The organism is Pseudomonas sp. P97.38 (assembly GCF_001269745.1).
GTDB classification, from domain to species: Bacteria; Pseudomonadota; Gammaproteobacteria; order Pseudomonadales; family Pseudomonadaceae; genus Aquipseudomonas; species Aquipseudomonas chlororaphis_E.
This window is the reverse complement of the sequence record NZ_LHVJ01000022.1, coordinates 36,575-51,964: the sequence shown is the minus strand read 5'-3', so window position 1 is coordinate 51,964 and position 15,390 is coordinate 36,575. Positions and strand designations below refer to the sequence as shown.

The 15,390-nt window shown below is 61.9% G+C and carries 14 protein-coding genes; 7 read left to right on the top strand and 7 right to left on the bottom strand.

All coding sequences use genetic code 11. From position 1 onward, the window contains the following. Nucleotides 1–183: 183 nt before the first annotated feature. The 5 genes from AD664_RS17620 (at nucleotide 184) to AD664_RS17605 (ending at nucleotide 4,547) form a co-directional block, all read left to right on the top strand. Nucleotides 184–477 carry a hypothetical protein gene (locus AD664_RS17620; RefSeq protein WP_053148222.1) on the top strand — a complete coding sequence of 98 codons (294 nt, stop codon included), beginning with the start codon at nucleotides 184–186 and terminating at the stop codon, nucleotides 475–477. 83 nt (nucleotides 478–560) lie between these two features. Beyond that, complete coding sequence (locus AD664_RS27150; protein WP_003177151.1) at nucleotides 561–725, top strand: DUF1328 domain-containing protein; 165 nt, start codon at nucleotides 561–563, stop codon at nucleotides 723–725. 2 nt (nucleotides 726–727) lie between these two features. Next, on the top strand, nucleotides 728–1,192 hold the full coding sequence (locus AD664_RS17615) for an inhibitor of vertebrate lysozyme family protein (protein ID WP_042728899.1): 465 nt from the start codon (nucleotides 728–730) through the stop codon (nucleotides 1,190–1,192). A 687-nt stretch (nucleotides 1,193–1,879) separates the two neighbouring features. After that, entirely contained in the window at nucleotides 1,880–3,211 is a 1,332-nt protein-coding gene (gene gltP / locus AD664_RS17610) for a glutamate/aspartate:proton symporter GltP (RefSeq protein ID WP_053148220.1), read from the top strand. Nucleotides 3,212–3,317: 106 nt separating this feature from the next. Beyond that, nucleotides 3,318–4,547 (top strand): nucleoside recognition domain-containing protein, encoded by a 1,230-nt coding sequence (locus AD664_RS17605; protein WP_042728901.1) that lies wholly within the window; start codon nucleotides 3,318–3,320, stop codon nucleotides 4,545–4,547. A 62-nt stretch (nucleotides 4,548–4,609) separates the two neighbouring features. Here the strand turns inward: AD664_RS17605 and AD664_RS17600 are convergent, their stop codons facing one another. From AD664_RS17600 to AD664_RS17575, 6 genes are all read right to left on the bottom strand, one after another. Next, on the bottom strand, nucleotides 4,610–5,629 hold the full coding sequence (locus AD664_RS17600) for a DUF5924 family protein (protein WP_053148217.1): 1,020 nt from the start codon (nucleotides 5,627–5,629) through the stop codon (nucleotides 4,610–4,612). Between the two features lie 125 nt (nucleotides 5,630–5,754). After that, nucleotides 5,755–7,131, bottom strand: a complete 1,377-nt coding sequence (locus AD664_RS17595; protein WP_053148215.1) for a pitrilysin family protein — start codon at nucleotides 7,129–7,131, stop codon at nucleotides 5,755–5,757. Between the two features lie 58 nt (nucleotides 7,132–7,189). After that, entirely contained in the window at nucleotides 7,190–8,848 is a 1,659-nt protein-coding gene (locus tag AD664_RS17590; RefSeq protein WP_053148213.1) for a Na/Pi cotransporter family protein, read from the bottom strand. Between the two features lie 337 nt (nucleotides 8,849–9,185). Further along, the gene (locus AD664_RS17585) at nucleotides 9,186–9,953 is read right to left on the bottom strand and encodes a TerC family protein (RefSeq protein WP_047739346.1); all 768 of its coding nucleotides are present in this window, start codon (nucleotides 9,951–9,953) and stop codon (nucleotides 9,186–9,188) included. 75 nt (nucleotides 9,954–10,028) lie between these two features. After that, nucleotides 10,029–11,336, bottom strand: coding sequence for a CitMHS family transporter (locus AD664_RS17580; RefSeq protein WP_042728906.1), 1,308 nt, complete (start codon nucleotides 11,334–11,336; stop codon nucleotides 10,029–10,031). A 385-nt stretch (nucleotides 11,337–11,721) separates the two neighbouring features. After that, nucleotides 11,722–12,048 (bottom strand): DOPA 4,5-dioxygenase family protein, encoded by a 327-nt coding sequence (locus AD664_RS17575; RefSeq protein ID WP_042728907.1) that lies wholly within the window; start codon nucleotides 12,046–12,048, stop codon nucleotides 11,722–11,724. 85 nt (nucleotides 12,049–12,133) lie between these two features. Between AD664_RS17575 and AD664_RS17570 the strand changes: the two genes are divergently transcribed. Continuing rightward, nucleotides 12,134–12,793, top strand: coding sequence for an NAD(P)-dependent oxidoreductase (locus AD664_RS17570; protein WP_042728908.1), 660 nt, complete (start codon nucleotides 12,134–12,136; stop codon nucleotides 12,791–12,793). Between the two features lie 13 nt (nucleotides 12,794–12,806). Here AD664_RS17570 and AD664_RS17565 read toward each other — a convergent pair whose 3' ends face one another. Next, nucleotides 12,807–13,757 (bottom strand): LysR family transcriptional regulator, encoded by a 951-nt coding sequence (locus tag AD664_RS17565; protein WP_042728909.1) that lies wholly within the window; start codon nucleotides 13,755–13,757, stop codon nucleotides 12,807–12,809. 114 nt (nucleotides 13,758–13,871) lie between these two features. Here AD664_RS17565 and betC point away from each other — a divergent pair, with 114 nt between their 5' ends. Further along, a complete protein-coding gene (gene betC / locus AD664_RS17560) occupies nucleotides 13,872–15,386 on the top strand; it encodes a choline-sulfatase (RefSeq protein ID WP_053148211.1) in 1,515 nt (504 codons plus the stop codon). Nucleotides 15,387–15,390 lie beyond the last annotated feature (4 nt).

Here is a 15,390-nt window from a genome sequence, read left to right as displayed (position 1 = left end):
CGACTCCCGCCAGGGCCATCGTGCAGGATGCGCCTCTTGCCTCTTTTTTACATTTCATAACTTATTGATTTTAAACGTTTTTATTCGTTTAAAAATTCTGGCATGACGTCTGCAATATCTCGAACAACATGGCGTTCCAGCGCCGAAACCCGATCACGACACCCGGCTGGGAGGAATTTCAGGATGAATCGTCAAAGTGCCGCCTCGTTTCGCATGACTTCCCTGCATATCCAACAGGGCTTGTGGGCCGCGCTGGCGCTGCTGATCACGCTCGTCGTCGGTCAGCAGTGGCTGCTTTGGCAAGAAAGCCAACAGCCCGAAACGCCGCATGTGTCGATTCAACGTGCTCCCCAAACCCATTTCAGCGCCGTCAGCAGCACGAGCATGAAAGAAGCAGCCGCTTCGATGCGCATGATGGACGTCGACCAGGCCCAGCCTGTGGCCGACCTGCCCCGTCAGGAGCGCTGGGTGTTTTAACCCCCGATGGACCGGTCGTCTGTCGCACCGGAACCATCAACCGCCAGACCCTAACTAAATAGAAAAGTGTAAGGAGAATCACCATGTTGAGCTGGGCAATTACCTTCCTGATCATTGCCATCATCGCCGCCGTACTCGGCTTCGGTGGTATCGCAGGCACCGCCACGGGCATCGCCAAGATTCTCTTTGTCGTATTCCTGGTGATGTTCATCGCTTCCTTCTTCTTTGGCCGTCGCGGCCGAGGCTGACCATGAGCGTTTCCCTTAAAGGACTGGCCGCCGCCCTGTTGCTGGGCGGCAGTGCCGTGGCAATGGCTGCCAATGACGGGCAGATGCGCGCCAATGAACTACTGACCGCAGACCCGCAGTACCGCGAGACCTGGCAGCACGTGGTCAAGAAAGAAGAGCGCTTGCCGGAATGGGTGATGAACCTGTCGGGCGATGCCGAGCAGATGAACGCGGTCGAGGAAGACGGCGACAAGTACCTGGTCGGCCCCCTGTGCGAGACCCAGGCGACCTGTCGCAGCAAACGCCTGATCGTCGCCTTCAGCTTTGACAAGGACGAAGCCTACGCCATGTTGGTGGAAGTGCCCGCCGGACTGCCGGCCGACAAGTCGCCGACCCGACATGCCGATTACCGTTTCCTCGGCAAGCCCGATGAAGGTATGCAGAAACTGTTAATGGAACAACTCAAGAAAGATCCGAACTGGTACTGATTCTGAAAATGGGAAAGGCAACCCTGCCTTTTCCTTCTGCACAGCCCGAAGAGGGCCGATGCATGACCAGGGGGCTGGGACGTTCTGGCTGATCGAGTCGGAGTGACCTACGGGCACAAGGGGTGCCTGCGAAAGGGCCGGGTCAGGAAAAGCTACGACGCAGGTTCGCAAGGTCCCGGCGACTTGGCGAACCTGCGTAGGGCTTCATTTTTATAAAATGCCTGTGCCAGAGCGGCTGGTGAGTGGAGTCCCGTCACCGGCCCGCGACTGCGGCATTTTGTCTCCAGACACTCCCGTCATTTCCCGTATTTGACCGTATATCGGAGAAGCGCGGCGGCAGTTTTCTTTTGCAGCACGTGTCTGGCCGAGCTCCTCTCATCGGTTCTGCAAGCCTTGTGGAGGAAGCCCGGCTACGCTGAAATGGCCGGTTCACGGCGCTTATGCCTGCACAAATGTCCTACTCGAACCGGTTGGGACGCGGGTTTCGTTTGGAAAATCTCATGCCGATTCGGCATAGGGTAGGCGTTTACGGCATTAGACGAGCCTACCCCGCATCGCAATAGTTGCGCCTTTTTTCGCCTGCCAGTAAGCCGCTAGCGCGCTCGGGGTGACCTTATACGGGGGCAGATGCACGGATGTTTATCGTCCATGCCGCTGCCCGAGTCCAACTGAAGTAAGGGTAACGATATGAAGAAGGCAAAGCTAAGCCTCGCCTGGCAGATCCTCATCGGTCTGGTCCTCGGGATTGCACTGGGCGCTCTGCTCAACCATTTCAGTGCCGAGAAGGCCTGGTGGATCAGCAATGTGCTGCAACCGGCGGGCGATATCTTTATCCGTCTGATCAAGATGATCGTGATCCCGATCGTGATTTCCTCGCTGATCGTCGGCATTGCCGGGGTCGGTGACGCGAAGAAACTCGGGCGCATCGGCCTCAAGACCATCATCTATTTCGAAATCGTCACCACCATCGCCATCGTCGTCGGTCTGCTGCTGGCCAACTTCTTCCAGCCAGGCCACGGCATCGACATGAGCACCCTGGGGACGGTGGATATTTCCAAGTACCAGGCCACGGCGGCGGAAGTCCAGCACGAACACGCGTTCATCGAGACCATCCTCAACCTGATCCCATCGAACATCTTTGCCGCCATGGCGCGTGGCGAAATGCTGCCGATCATTTTCTTCTCCGTGCTGTTTGGCCTGGGCCTGTCCAGCCTGCAATCGGACCTGCGCGAGCCGCTGGTGAAGATGTTCCAGGGCGTGTCGGAAAGCATGTTCAAGGTCACCCACATGATCATGAACTACGCCCCGATCGGCGTTTTCGCACTGATCGCGGTGACCGTCGCCAACTTCGGCTTCGCTTCCCTGCTGCCGCTGGCGAAACTGGTGATCCTGGTTTACGTCGCCATCGCGTTCTTCGCCTTCGTGGTGCTGGGCCTTATCGCCCGTCTGTTCGGCTTCTCGGTGCTCAAGCTGATGCGCATCTTCAAGGACGAACTGGTGCTGGCCTACTCCACCGCCAGTTCCGAAACCGTGCTGCCACGCGTGATCGAAAAAATGGAAGCCTACGGCGCGCCGAAGGCAATCTGCAGCTTCGTGGTGCCAACCGGCTATTCGTTCAACCTTGACGGTTCGACGCTGTACCAGAGCATCGCGGCAATCTTCATCGCGCAGCTGTACGGCATCGACTTGTCCATCAGCCAGCAATTGCTGCTGGTGCTGACCTTGATGGTGACCTCCAAAGGCATCGCCGGCGTGCCGGGCGTGTCCTTCGTGGTGCTGCTGGCGACCCTGGGCAGCGTGGGCATTCCGCTCGAAGGCCTGGCCTTCATCGCCGGTGTCGACCGCATCATGGACATGGCCCGCACCGCGCTGAACGTCATCGGCAACGCCTTGGCCGTGTTGGTGATCGCCCGTTGGGAAGGCATGTACGACGACGCCAAAGGTCAGCGCTACTGGAACTCCCTGCCGCACTGGCGCAGTAAAGAGCCGCTGCCGGCGGGCGAAACCTCCACCCGCTGAGGGCATGCCAGGTCAAAGCCATTAACACAAACCCCGGAGCACTCCGGGGTTTGTCGTTTCTGCCAGCCCCGCTATCATTCGCGGCATCTTCCGAGGGGATTAACCGATGCTCAATGGCCTGTGGCTTGGCTTCTTTATCGTGGCAGCCGTGTCGGCGCTGGGACAGTGGCTAATCGGCGGCAACGCCGGGATCTTCGCCGCGATGGTGGAAAGCATTTTCGCCATGGCCAAGCTGTCGGTGGAGGTGATGGTCCTGCTGTTCGGCACCCTGACGCTGTGGCTGGGGTTCTTGCGGATCGCCGAAAAGGCCGGCATCGTCGACTGGCTGGCCAAGGCCCTGGGGCCGCTGTTCTTGCGCCTGATGCCGGAAGTACCGGCCGGCCATCCCGCCATCGGCCTGATCACCCTGAACTTCGCCGCCAACGGCCTGGGCCTCGACAACGCCGCCACTCCCATCGGCCTCAAGGCCATGCGCGCCCTGCAAGACCTCAATCCCAGCCCGACCATCGCCAGCAACGCCCAGATCCTGTTCCTGGTGCTCAACGCCTCGTCGCTGACACTGCTGCCGGTGACCATCTTCATGTACCGCGCCCAGCAAGGCGCGCCGGATCCGACCCTGGTGTTCTTGCCCATTCTGATCGCCACCACGGGCTCGACCCTCACGGGGCTGTTGTCGGTGGCGTTCATGCAACGCCTGCGCCTATGGGATCCGGTGGTGCTGGCTTACCTGGTGCCGGGGGCGCTGGCCCTTGGCGGCTTCATGGCGCTGCTGGCCACGTTGTCGGCCACCGCGCTGGCGGGCTTGTCGTCGATCCTCGGCAACCTGACGCTGTTCGGCCTGATCATCCTGTTCCTGGTGGTGGGGGCGCTGCGCAAGGTCAAGGTCTATGAGGCCTTTGTCGAAGGGGCGAAGGAGGGCTTCGACGTCGCCAAGAACCTGCTGCCGTACCTGGTGGCGATGCTTTGCGCGGTCGGCGTGCTGCGGGCATCCGGGGCGCTGGATTTCGGCCTGGACGGCATTCGCCACCTGGTGCAATGGGCCGGCTGGGACACGCGTTTCGTCGATGCCCTGCCGACCGCCATGGTCAAGCCGTTCTCCGGCAGCGCCGCCCGGGCGATGCTGATCGAAACCATGAAGACCTCAGGGGTGGACAGCTTCCCGGCGCTGGTGGCGGCGACTATCCAGGGCAGCACCGAGACCACGTTCTACGTGCTGGCGGTGTATTTCGGCGCGGTCGGCATCCAGCGGGCGCGCCATGCGGTGGGTTGCGCGCTGCTGGCGGAGCTGGCCGGGGTCTTGTCGGCGATCGGGGTCTGCTACTGGTTCTTTGGCTGAGGCCAGCACGCAAGTCCGGTGAAATTCATTGTGGCGAGGGAGCTTGCTCCCCGCCCCGATGTTCAACCACCTGCCGACCCCGTCACATTGAACCGCAGCACCCCAATCATCTGGCCATTCTCCGTCAGCACCCGCACTTGCCACTTGCCCGCCGGGTTGTTCGGGAAATTCTGCTTGTGGGTCCAGGCACGGTAGCCTTCCTTGCGCCCGCCGTGGATGTCCAGGGCAATGCGATCCACCTCTTTGCCGTTGAACTGCCAGACGTGATAGATCCGCTCATCGAGGCCTCGCGGCGCATTGATGGCCGTGTAGGCGTACAGGCCGTTGCCACGAATCTGCGCCGCAGTGACTTCCTTGAGGCTGGCGCCGGGGGTGCGATCCTCCACCTGGGTACTGATCGCCACTTCGGTCATCCACAACGTGGCCGGCGGCACCCAGGAGCGCAGCACCCAGCCGGCAGCACCGATGCCCAGGGTGATGCACAGGATCGCCAAGGCGTTGCGCACCGTGCGGATCGGAAAGATCGACGCCAGGCTCGGGAATGACAACAGCATGGCAATGCCCAGCGCCAGCTTGAAGCTCTGGTCGGTGGTCAGGTGCAGGATGACCGGCAACGCGGTGAGGAGGGCGGCGAACAGCGTCAGGGTGTGCAACGCCAGGAACGCCCAGCGCCGGGGTGCCAGCCATTTGTAGTACAGCGGATCGGTGATCGAAATCAGCGCCGCCGCCGCCAGCAGGCTGGTGAAAATCAGCTGGCTGCTGTTCCAGGTGGTGGTGATGAAGAAAAACGGCAGGACAAAAAACAGGCTTTCCTGGTGAATCATCTGCGTGGCGTAGCGCAACAGCGGCTGGGGGATCTCCCGCTTGAAAATCCGCGTGAACAGCCGGGTCATGCTGTTCTCCACCATCAGCCAGAGCCAGCTCACCAGCATCATGACCGCGATCCAAGTGGCCAGGCCCTGCTGGCGGTCCACCAGCATGAAACTGCCGACGCCGGAGATGAAACCGCCGAGCGCAATGACCCCTGGGTAGCGCTTCATCAGTTCAAGGATGCGCTGGATAAAACGAGGCAGGCTTTGCATTAGGCGGTTTCACAGTAAGTCGTAGGAAATATCCCTGACAGAGTATCGTCCAGGGGGCGGTGTGGCGAGGATCATGGTGTGCGTCGCCAGCCTTTCATCTGACCCGTGTGGCATTGGAAACAGTTTCAAGCCCGGCGGCGCAATCGCCACGCCACCAGCCCCAGCACCAGCACCGCCAGCAGCGCGCCCACGCCCCACACGAACTCATCATCGCTGAGCAACGGCTTCTCGATGCGCAGGTAGCCGGGGTCCTTGAGCAGTTCGCGCAGGGCCAGGTTGGCCTGGTCCAGGCTCACCGACTGCAAGCGCAGCGCCGGGTTGGCGAAGCGGCCGTCTTCGTAATCGCCCAGGGCGCCCCAGTAATAATCGGCCAGGGCGCTGTTGCCCTGGACCGCCCAGGACTGATGCGCGATGGCCGCGCGCTTGATGCGCATGAAACTGGCGGTGTCCAGGCCGTCCTTGAGCAGGTTCTGGCGCAGTTCTTCGAGCGCTTCCTCGGCCTGGGGCAGGTCCTCGCGAGCCACGTCCGCGTTCAGGCTGAAGAAACCGACGCCGCCGAACACCTCGCGCTCCGTCCACGGCCCGTAGGACAGGCTGCGGGCCAGGCGCAGTTGACGGTAGAGCGCCCAGTCCAGGTAATCCTTGAGCAAATCGAAGGTTTCGTCGTGCTGCTCGTCCAGCACCGGTTCGGGGAACAGCCAGTGAAGCTTGGCGCCGTTGCCGACCAGGCCGTGGATCAGGTTGCGCTTGGTGACCGCGCTGTAGCGGATCTGCGGCAGCGGCTCGTGCTGGCTGGGTTCGACCGGTTCGAGTTGGCCGAAGGTGCGTTCCAGGTAGGCCGGCAGCAGCCGATCGAGGTCGCCGACCACGATCAGCGTCATGTTGTTCGGTGCATACCAGGCCTTGCGCACGTGCTCGAGGCGGGCGAGGGTCAGGTGCTCGACCTCGGCCCGTTCCGCGCAGCGCAGGCCCAGTTCCACCGCCAGTTGGTTACTGGCCTTGTGTCCCAGGTCCTGGCGGTCGAGCCAGCGTTGCAGGTGGGTGTAATGGCCACCGTCCTCCCGCTCCACCACGCGCTTGGCCGCCTCCAGGGCTTTTTCGTCGATGCGGGTGCGGGTCAGCAACGCCATCAGCAGGTCCAGGACCTTGCGCTGGTTGCTGGCCGGCGCCTCGATGACGAACGTGGTGTCAGCGTTGCTGGTGAAAGCGTTCCATTCGCCGCCCAGGCTCTGCATGCGCTCCTCCAGGCCGCCTTCGCCCGTTTCGTCGACGCCGCTGAACAATAAATGCTCAAGCAGGTGCGGCAGCTCCTTATCGGCGCAGCTGAAGTCATCCAGGCCTACGCCAACCACCAGGCGAATGGCCACATGCCCGCGCTCGCTGCCCGGCTTGAGCACCAGTTGCATCCCGTTGGGCAAGGCATAGCCCTCGACCTGAAACCGGTCCAGGGCAACTGCAGGCAAGGCGCCGAGCAAGAAAAGGGCGAATAACAGACCACGCATAAACGGCTTCCTGGCGACTGACAGTCCAATCCTACTGACTGGACAATGCGCCAGATGTTCAAGGCGAATGGGTGATGTCCGATATCTCATCGGCCGCCAGCGCACCGATTTCAGCGGTCTCCAGCACCACGTAGGCGCTGCCGCAGAACAGCGAATTCAGACGCCTCATGTCGGCAATCAGCTCCAGGTGCAGGGCGCTGGTCTCCAGGCTCTGCAAAACCTTGCGTTGCAGGCGGCTGACGTGGGCGTGGGCCATTCGCCGTTCCTGCGCCCGAAAGCGCCGTTTCTCACGCAGCAACTGGCGGGCGCTTTCCCGGTCGGCGCTGAGGAACACCGACAGGCCCAGCCGCAGGTTGGCGATCAACTGGCTGTGCAGCCCGGCCAGCTCTTCCAGGCCCACGTCGGAGAACGAGCGGCGTTGTGCGGTTTTCTGTTGCTGGACCTTGCGCAGCATGCGCTCGATGAGGTCACTGGCCAGCTTCAGGTTGATCGCCAGCTCGATGATTTCCGCCCAGCGGCGACTGTCCTGTTCGCTGAGGTCTTCGCGGGGCATCTGCGCCAGGTACAACTTGATGGCACCGCACAGCACCTCGACGTCATCGCCCATGCGTCGCACGTCCTGGGTGACCGCCGTCTGCTGGCCATGCAGCACGTCCAGCATGGCTTCGAGCATGCTTTCGATCAGATCACCGATACGCAAGGTTTCCCGGGCGGCATTCGCCAAGGCCAGGCTCGGCGTAGCGAGGGCGGTGAGGTCCAGGTGTCGGGGCTTGGCCATGCCGTTGGTCTCGGGCCGCTCCGGCAGCAACCACGCGCAGAGCCTGGCCATCGGCGCGACGCTGGGCAGCAACACCAGGCAGCGCACGGTGTTGTAGAGCAGGTGAAAGCCAATCACCGTTTCCTGGGGACTGAAGTCCAGGCTGTCCAGCCAGCCCACCAATGGGTCGAGGACCGGAATGATCAGCAGCAGGCCGATCAGCTTGTACAACAGGCTGCCCAACGCCACCTGACGCCCGGCGGTGTTCTGCATGCTGGTGCTGAGGAACGCCAGGATGCCGCTGCCGATGTTGGCGCCGATCACCAGGCCGATGGCCACCGGCAGGCTGATCACCGCGGCGCCGGCCAGGGTCGCGGTCAACAGTACGGCCGCCAGGCTGGAATAGGAGACCATCGCGAACAGGGCGCCGACCAGCGCATCGAGCAGGATGTCGCCGGTCAACGACGCGAAGATCACCTTCACCCCTTGGGCGTGGGTGATGGGTGCGGCGGCTTCGACGATCAGTTGCAGGGCGAGGATGATCAGCCCCAGGCCGATCCCCACCCGGCCCATCTGCCCGGCGCGGGTCTGCTTGCGCGAGAGGAAGAAGATCACTCCGAGGAAAATCAGCAGCGGCGACAGCCAGGACAGGTCCAGGGTCAGCACCCGCGCCATCAACGCGGTGCCGACATCGGCGCCGAGCATGGTGGCCAGGGCGGGAGTCAGCGCCATCAGGCCCTGGCCGACGAAGGAGGTGACGAGCATCGCCGTGGCGTTGCTGCTCTGCACCAGCGCGGTGACCATGATGCCGGCCAGGAACGCCAGCCAGCGCCGGGACATGTTCTGGCCGATGACATGACGCAGGTTCGAACCATAGACCCGCAGGATGCCGGTACGGACGATGTGCGTGCCCCAGATCAGCAAGGCCACCGCGGAGAGCAAATTCAGCAGGGTCAGCATGACAAGCCCCCTGTTAGCGTCCCAAAGGGACAAATTGACGATGCCACATGGATTCGTTGTTGTACTTAAGCTGTAGTTGGCGAACGGTTCGAGCGCCAGCATTGCACAGCTAAAGAACCGATTGAAACAAAACTGTCATAAAAAATGCCCCCTCGAAAACACCCCAATCCCTGTCGGAGCGGGCTTGCTCGCGAATGCAGTCTGTCAGGCGACACAGGATTGACTGTTCTGGCCTCTTCGCGAGCAAGCCCGCTCCCACGGGTCATGCACCAGGCCACTTTCATACCGGCATGAAAAAGGGGCTCCAGGAGCCCCTTCGTTCATTGCCGCTGTCCTTTTACTGGCCCGGGATATCCTTGCGCAGTTTTACCGGGTCCTGCTGGCTGCGCTTGCGGGCAATCGCCGTGCGCATCTTGATGTTGATGGCTTCCACCGCCAGGGAGAACGCCATGGCGAAGTACACGTAGCCTTTTGGTACATGGACGTCGAACGACTCGGCGATCAGCACGGTACCCACCACCAGCAGGAACGACAGCGCCAGCATTTTCAGCGACGGGTGCTTGTCGATGAACGTGCTGATGGTGCCCGATGCCAGCATCATCACCAGGACCGCAACGACGATTGCCGCCACCATCACCGGGACATGGGAGACCATGCCGACGGCGGTAATGACCGAGTCCAGGGAGAACACGATGTCGATGATCGCGATCTGGATGATGGTGTAGAGGAAGTTGCCGCCCTTGCCCGAGGGCTCGTCGTTGCTCTCGTCCTCGCCTTCGAGCGCGTGGTACATCTCCTGGGAGCTTTTCCACAGCAGGAACAGGCCACCGAAGAACAGGATCAGGTCACGACCCGAGATGCCCTGGCCCAACACTTCGAACAAATCGGCGGTCAGGCGCATCACCCAGGTGATGGACAGCAGCAACAGGATCCGCGTGACCATGGCCAGCGCCAGGCCGAAGATCCGGGTACGCGCCTGCATGTGCTTGGGCATGCGGCTGACCAGGATCGAGATCATGATGATGTTGTCGATGCCCAGGACAATTTCCAGGGCGGTCAGGGTAAAGAAGGCAACCCAGATTTCCGGGTTGGTCAGCCATTCCATGTGAGTTCCTTTAGCGTGTGTTAGGCCACGCGGCGCCGCCAGAAACCTGGGGGCGCCGGGCAGGGGGCATTGCTTTTATAGAGTGCTGAACAGCGGAAAGATCCCCATCAGCAAGGCGGCAACCATTATGCACAGGCAAACCAGCACTGCCCACTTCAGGGTGAAGCGCTGGTGATCACCGAATTCGATGCCGGCCAGGGCCACCAACAGGTAGGTGGATGGAACCAGCGGGCTCAACAGGTGGACGGGCTGGCCGACGATCGAGGCACGGGCCATTTCCACGGCGGTGATGCCGTAGTGACTGGCGGCTTCGGCGAGAACCGGTAACACCCCGTAATAAAATGCATCGTTCGACATGAAGAACGTGAACGGCATGCTCGCCAGGGCGGTAATCACGGCCAAGTACGGGCCGAGGAAGTCCGGGATCACTGCCAGCAGGCTCTTGGACATGGCATCGACCATGCCGGTGCCGGACAGGATGCCGGTAAAGATACCGGCCGCGAAAATCAGCCCGACCACCGCCAATACGCTGCCGGCGTGCGCTGCAACGCGGTCTTTCTGCTGTTGCAGGCAAGGGTAGTTGACGATCATCGCGATACTGAAAGCCACCATGAACAGCACCGGCAGCGGCAACAGGCCGGCGATCAGGGTGCACATCAGGCCCAGGGTCAGCGCGCCGTTGAACCAGATCAGTTTCGGACGACGGGCATCCGGGAACTGGGAAACGCTGATTTCGCTGTGGTCGATTTCATCGCCGGCCAGGTGCAGTTCACCCAGGCGCGCACGTTCACGCTTGCCGTACATGTAGGCAATCAACAGGATCGCCACCACGCCGAACGCCATCGCCGGAATCATCGGGACGAAGATGTCGGACGGATCCACATGCAGCGCACTGGCGGCGCGGGCTGTCGGGCCACCCCAAGGCGTCATGTTCATCACGCCGCCGGCGAGGATGATCAGGCCGGCCATGATCCGTGGGCTCATGCCGATGCGGCTGTACAGCGGCAACATCGCCGCCACGCAGATCATGTAAGTGGTCGCGCCGTCTCCATCGAGGGAAACGACGAGCGCCAGAACGGCGGTGCCGACCGAAACTTTCAACGGGTCGCCCTTGACCAGCTTGAGGATCTTGCGCACGGCCGGGTCGAACAGGCCGGAGTCGATCATCAGGGCAAAATAGAGAATGGCGAACATCAGCATCACCCCGGTCGGGGCAAGCTTGGTGATGCCTTCGAGCATCATCGGGCCGATTTTCGGGGCAAAACCACCGAACAGGGCGAACAGAATCGGGATGATGATCAGGGCGATCAGCGCGGACAGGCGCTTGGTCATGATCAGGAACATGAACGTGATGACCATGGCGAAGCCAAGGAAAGTCAGCATAGGAAATACTCCAGGCGTGGCGCGGCGGGCAAGGGCGAACCGGACAGGTCAGCGCAGGATGCGGGGCTCGGGACGAACGGATGGAGTGGGCGCGGCGGGACAGGTAGTTGCGGACATCAGAATCACCATTGTTGTTGTAGAGGGGCCAGGACCGCGGCGAAAGCCGTTGTTGGCCACCGGTCTTTTGCCGGTAGTGAGGCGATCCTAATCGCGCAAGCTTTCAGCCAGCTTTCGCGCAACAACCGGATGTCGAGTTCGGAAGATGAAGCGTCAGAACAACCGTGGCGAGGGAGCTTGCTCCCGCGGGGTCGCGCAGCGGCCCGGTTTGGGACTACTGCATGGCCCCGCGGGAGCAAGCTCCCTCGCCACAGAGATCGCAGTGGGGCTAGAAACCCGACAGATCCAACGGCCGCATGGCGCCCATCCAGATCGCATGGTCGGTGTGATCGGCCAGTTCATCGCCCGTATTGGGGTGCAGGAAAATCACCAGGCCTTTGCGGTAGAGCGCCAGCCACGGCAAGACCACTCCGATGTACTGCGGGTCGAAGGACAACTGGCAGCTCCAGTCCGGATGCGGACCAACCGGGCGCTGATGCATGCGGCCCATTTTCAGCGGGAACAACTGTGCCGCTTCCTCGCACAGCGCCCGCGCCTGGTCGAGGGTGCTGGCGTCGAAATACACGTGGGCGTGGTAGCCCTTGATGCGTTGCATCTGTCACTCCTCGAAAAGAGGCCGAACCCCAGCCGTTTGTCGCGGGTCAGAGGCCTTACACGTGGGACAAAAAAGGAACAAAGCCATGAAAAATGCAGAAACCCCGGTGATCAAAGTGGTGCTTTATGGTGCCATGAGCAGCCTCGGCAGTGCATTGATGGCTGAAATGCTGCGCCGCCAGCATGAAGTGATCGCCATCCTCGACGACCTCACCGCCCTGGCGCCACGGCCGGGCCTGCGGACCAAGCCCGGTGATCTGTTCGATCCCGAGCGGGTCAAGCAAAGCGTAGCCGGTGCCAGCGCCGTCATCTGCCTGCTGAACGCGCCAGGGTTGCCGATGAACAGCGAGCAGGTGGAGCGCAACCTGATTCCAGGCCCCGTGGAACAAGTACTGGCGGTGGACGCACTGATTGCCGGGATGGAAGCGGTGAACATTCCGCGGCTGTTCCTGGTGGGTGATTTCGCCGTGCTCGACGAGGAGCAGGGCGACGACGACCTGCAACGCCACGCCGCCGAAGAAGTGCTCGACGCCCTGCAGAACAGCACCTTGCAGTGGACGCTGATCAACTCGCCCTACGCCGCGCCGGGCCTGGGCATCGAACACTTCAGCCAGGTCAGCACCAGCCTGGAACCGGGCCTGGCGGACGCCCTGGAGCGGTTGAACCGGGTGGCGGTCGGGATCGCCGACGAGCTGCGCCTGAACCTGCACGTGGGCCAGCACGTGAGTTTCATCGCCGCCCACTGAAGGCGCCGCGCGTTCAAACGGCAATGGAGGGCAGGGGCAGCCCGGTCAGTGATTCGGCGCTGTTGGCCTGCTCTTCCATCAACCAGTCCACGAACAGCCTGATCAATGCCCCACGCCGTTTGCGCTGGGGCAAGACCACGTAGTACCCCAACCGCGACAACACGGTTTCGGCAATGGGCCGGCACAGCAGGCCTTGGGCCAATAAGTTATCCACAAGGTGCCGCCAGCCAATGGCGACGCCCTGGCCGCCGATGGCCGCCTGGATCAACAGTGTGTAGTTGTCGAAACGCAACTGTCCGGGGGCCGGGGGCGAGGTGATGCCCAGCTCGCGAAACACCCCGTTCCAGTCAAACCAGTTGCTGCCGTTGCCTGCGCGCAAGTGCAGCAATGGGAACTCCGCCAAGGCGGGTGCGGGCAAGGGCAGGGGCCGCGCCTTGAGCAGCAGCGGACTGCACACCGGAAAGACTTCTTCGCTGAACAGCCAGCGACTTTCGCCTTGTTTGAAGCGACCGTCGCCGAACAATACGGCAACGTCAATATCCGTGCGGAGCATGTTGTGGTTGCGCTCGCCGGTCACCAGGCTGACGTCGATCTGCGGGTTCGCGGCGTGAAACCGATGCAATCGCGGCATCAGCCAGTAGGCCGCAAAAGCGAAGTCTGTGGCCACCTGCAACACCTCGTGCTGGTGCTGCGCCGTGATTGCGCTCAGCCCAGCGTCGATGCTCTGCAAGCCGGCCTGGACTTGCTCGAACAGGATCGAGCCGGCCTCCGTCAGCTCGATGCCGCGGTAGATGCGATCGAACAGCCGCGTGCCCAATTGTTCTTCCAGGCGCTTGATCTGTTGGCTGATGGCGGGCTGCGTGGTGCCCAGTTCAATCGCCGCTGCCGTGAAGCTCTGCTGGCGGGCGGCAGCTTCGAAGGCACGGAACAACTCCAGGGACAGGTCACCCAAGGCGTCATACATAAGTTGTGCTTATCCTAGTCATTATCCTACATGGGCTTTACCCCAAAACCCGGGGGCTACATGCTCAATCGCAGCAATGTCGCATAACTGCTCACTATGGAATGCCGCGAATACATGAAGCGCAAGAACATTCTTTTCATCATGGCCGATCAGATGGCCGCGCCAATGTTGCCGATCTACGGTCCTTCGCCGATCAAGCTGCCCAACCTGTCGCGCCTGGCGGCCGAAGGTGTGGTATTCGACGCGGCGTATTGCAACAGCCCGCTCTGCGCGCCGTCGCGTTTCACCCTGGTGAGCGGCCAGTTGCCCAGCAAGATCGGCGCCTACGACAACGCCGCGGATTTCCCGGCGGACATCCCCACCTACGCCCATTACCTGCGCCGTCTCGGCTACCGCACGGCGTTGTCCGGCAAGATGCACTTTTGCGGGCCGGACCAGTTGCACGGCTATGAAGAGCGCCTGACCAGTGACATCTACCCGGCCGATTACGGCTGGGCCGTGAATTGGGATGAACCCGAAGTGCGGCCGAGCTGGTACCACAACATGTCGTCGGTGTTGCAGGCCGGCCCTTGCGTACGCACCAACCAGCTGGATTTCGACGAAGAAGTGGTGTTCAAGGCCCAGCAATACCTGTTCGACCACATTCGCGAGGACGGCGACCAGCCGTTCTGCCTGACCGTGTCCATGACCCACCCCCACGATCCGTACACCATTCCCAAGGCGTTCTGGGACCTGTACGACGACAACGACATTCCGTTACCGCTCACCCCGGCACAGACGGAGCTGGACCCGCATTCCCAGCGCCTGCTCAAAGTGTATGACCTGTGGGGCAAGCCGCTGCCTGTGGATAAGATTCGCGACGCCCGCCGGGCCTACTTCGGCGCGTGCAGCTACATTGACAGCAACGTCGGAAAACTCCTGCAGACCCTGGAAGATACCGGTTTGCTGGAAGACACGATCATCGTGTTCTCCGGCGATCATGGCGACATGCTCGGTGAAAAGGGCCTCTGGTACAAAATGCACTGGTACGAGATGGCAGCACGGGTGCCGCTGTTGATCAGCGCACCGGGACAATTTGCCAGCGGACGGGTGAGTGCGGCGGTGTCCACCGCCGACCTGCTGCCCACCCTGGTGGAACTGGCCGGTGGCACGCTGGAACCGGGGCTGCCGCTGGACGGGCGCTCGCTGGTGCCGCACCTGCAAGGGCAGGGCGGGCATGACGAAGTCTTCGGTGAATACATGGCCGAAGGCACCGTCAGCCCCTTGATGATGATTCGCCGTGGCCCTTGGAAATTCATCTACAGCGAGGACGACCCTTGCCTGCTGTTCGATGTCCACAATGACCCCACAGAGCTGGAGGATCTCAGCCAGTCTCCGGAGCATCAGCGCCTGTTCGCCGATTTTCTCGCCGAGGCCCGGGCCAAGTGGGACATCCCCGCCATTCACCGACAAGTGCTCGCCAGCCAGCGGCGCCGTCGGTTTGTCGCCCAGGCGCTGACTCTGGGCAAACTCAAGAGCTGGGACCACCAGCCACTGGTCGACGCCAGCCAACAGTACATGCGTAACCACATCGACCTCGATGACCTGGAGCGCAAGGCCCGTTATCCACAACCCTGCCAACACCAATAACGTA

Bases quoted from the DNA above. Each gene is read 5' to 3' on its own strand.
- AD664_RS17580 (WP_042728906.1), bottom strand. From the start codon at position 11,336: ATGCTGACTTTCCTTGGCTTCGCCATGGTCATCACGTTCATGTTCCTG.
- AD664_RS17590 (WP_053148213.1), bottom strand. From the start codon at position 8,848: ATGCTGACCCTGCTGAATTTGCTCTCCGCGGTGGCCTTGCTGATCTGG.
- AD664_RS17600 (WP_053148217.1), bottom strand. From the start codon at position 5,629: ATGCAAAGCCTGCCTCGTTTTATCCAGCGCATCCTTGAACTGATGAAG.
- AD664_RS17615 (WP_042728899.1), top strand. From the start codon at position 728: ATGAGCGTTTCCCTTAAAGGACTGGCCGCCGCCCTGTTGCTGGGCGGC.
- AD664_RS27150 (WP_003177151.1), top strand. From the start codon at position 561: ATGTTGAGCTGGGCAATTACCTTCCTGATCATTGCCATCATCGCCGCC.
- betC (WP_053148211.1), top strand. From the start codon at position 13,872: ATGAAGCGCAAGAACATTCTTTTCATCATGGCCGATCAGATGGCCGCG.
- AD664_RS17595 (WP_053148215.1), bottom strand. From the start codon at position 7,131: ATGCGTGGTCTGTTATTCGCCCTTTTCTTGCTCGGCGCCTTGCCTGCA.
- AD664_RS17585 (WP_047739346.1), bottom strand. From the start codon at position 9,953: ATGGAATGGCTGACCAACCCGGAAATCTGGGTTGCCTTCTTTACCCTG.
- AD664_RS17565 (WP_042728909.1), bottom strand. From the start codon at position 13,757: ATGTATGACGCCTTGGGTGACCTGTCCCTGGAGTTGTTCCGTGCCTTC.
- AD664_RS17570 (WP_042728908.1), top strand. From the start codon at position 12,134: ATGAAAAATGCAGAAACCCCGGTGATCAAAGTGGTGCTTTATGGTGCC.
- AD664_RS17605 (WP_042728901.1), top strand. From the start codon at position 3,318: ATGCTCAATGGCCTGTGGCTTGGCTTCTTTATCGTGGCAGCCGTGTCG.
- AD664_RS17620 (WP_053148222.1), top strand. From the start codon at position 184: ATGAATCGTCAAAGTGCCGCCTCGTTTCGCATGACTTCCCTGCATATC.
- AD664_RS17575 (WP_042728907.1), bottom strand. From the start codon at position 12,048: ATGCAACGCATCAAGGGCTACCACGCCCACGTGTATTTCGACGCCAGC.
- gltP (WP_053148220.1), top strand. From the start codon at position 1,880: ATGAAGAAGGCAAAGCTAAGCCTCGCCTGGCAGATCCTCATCGGTCTG.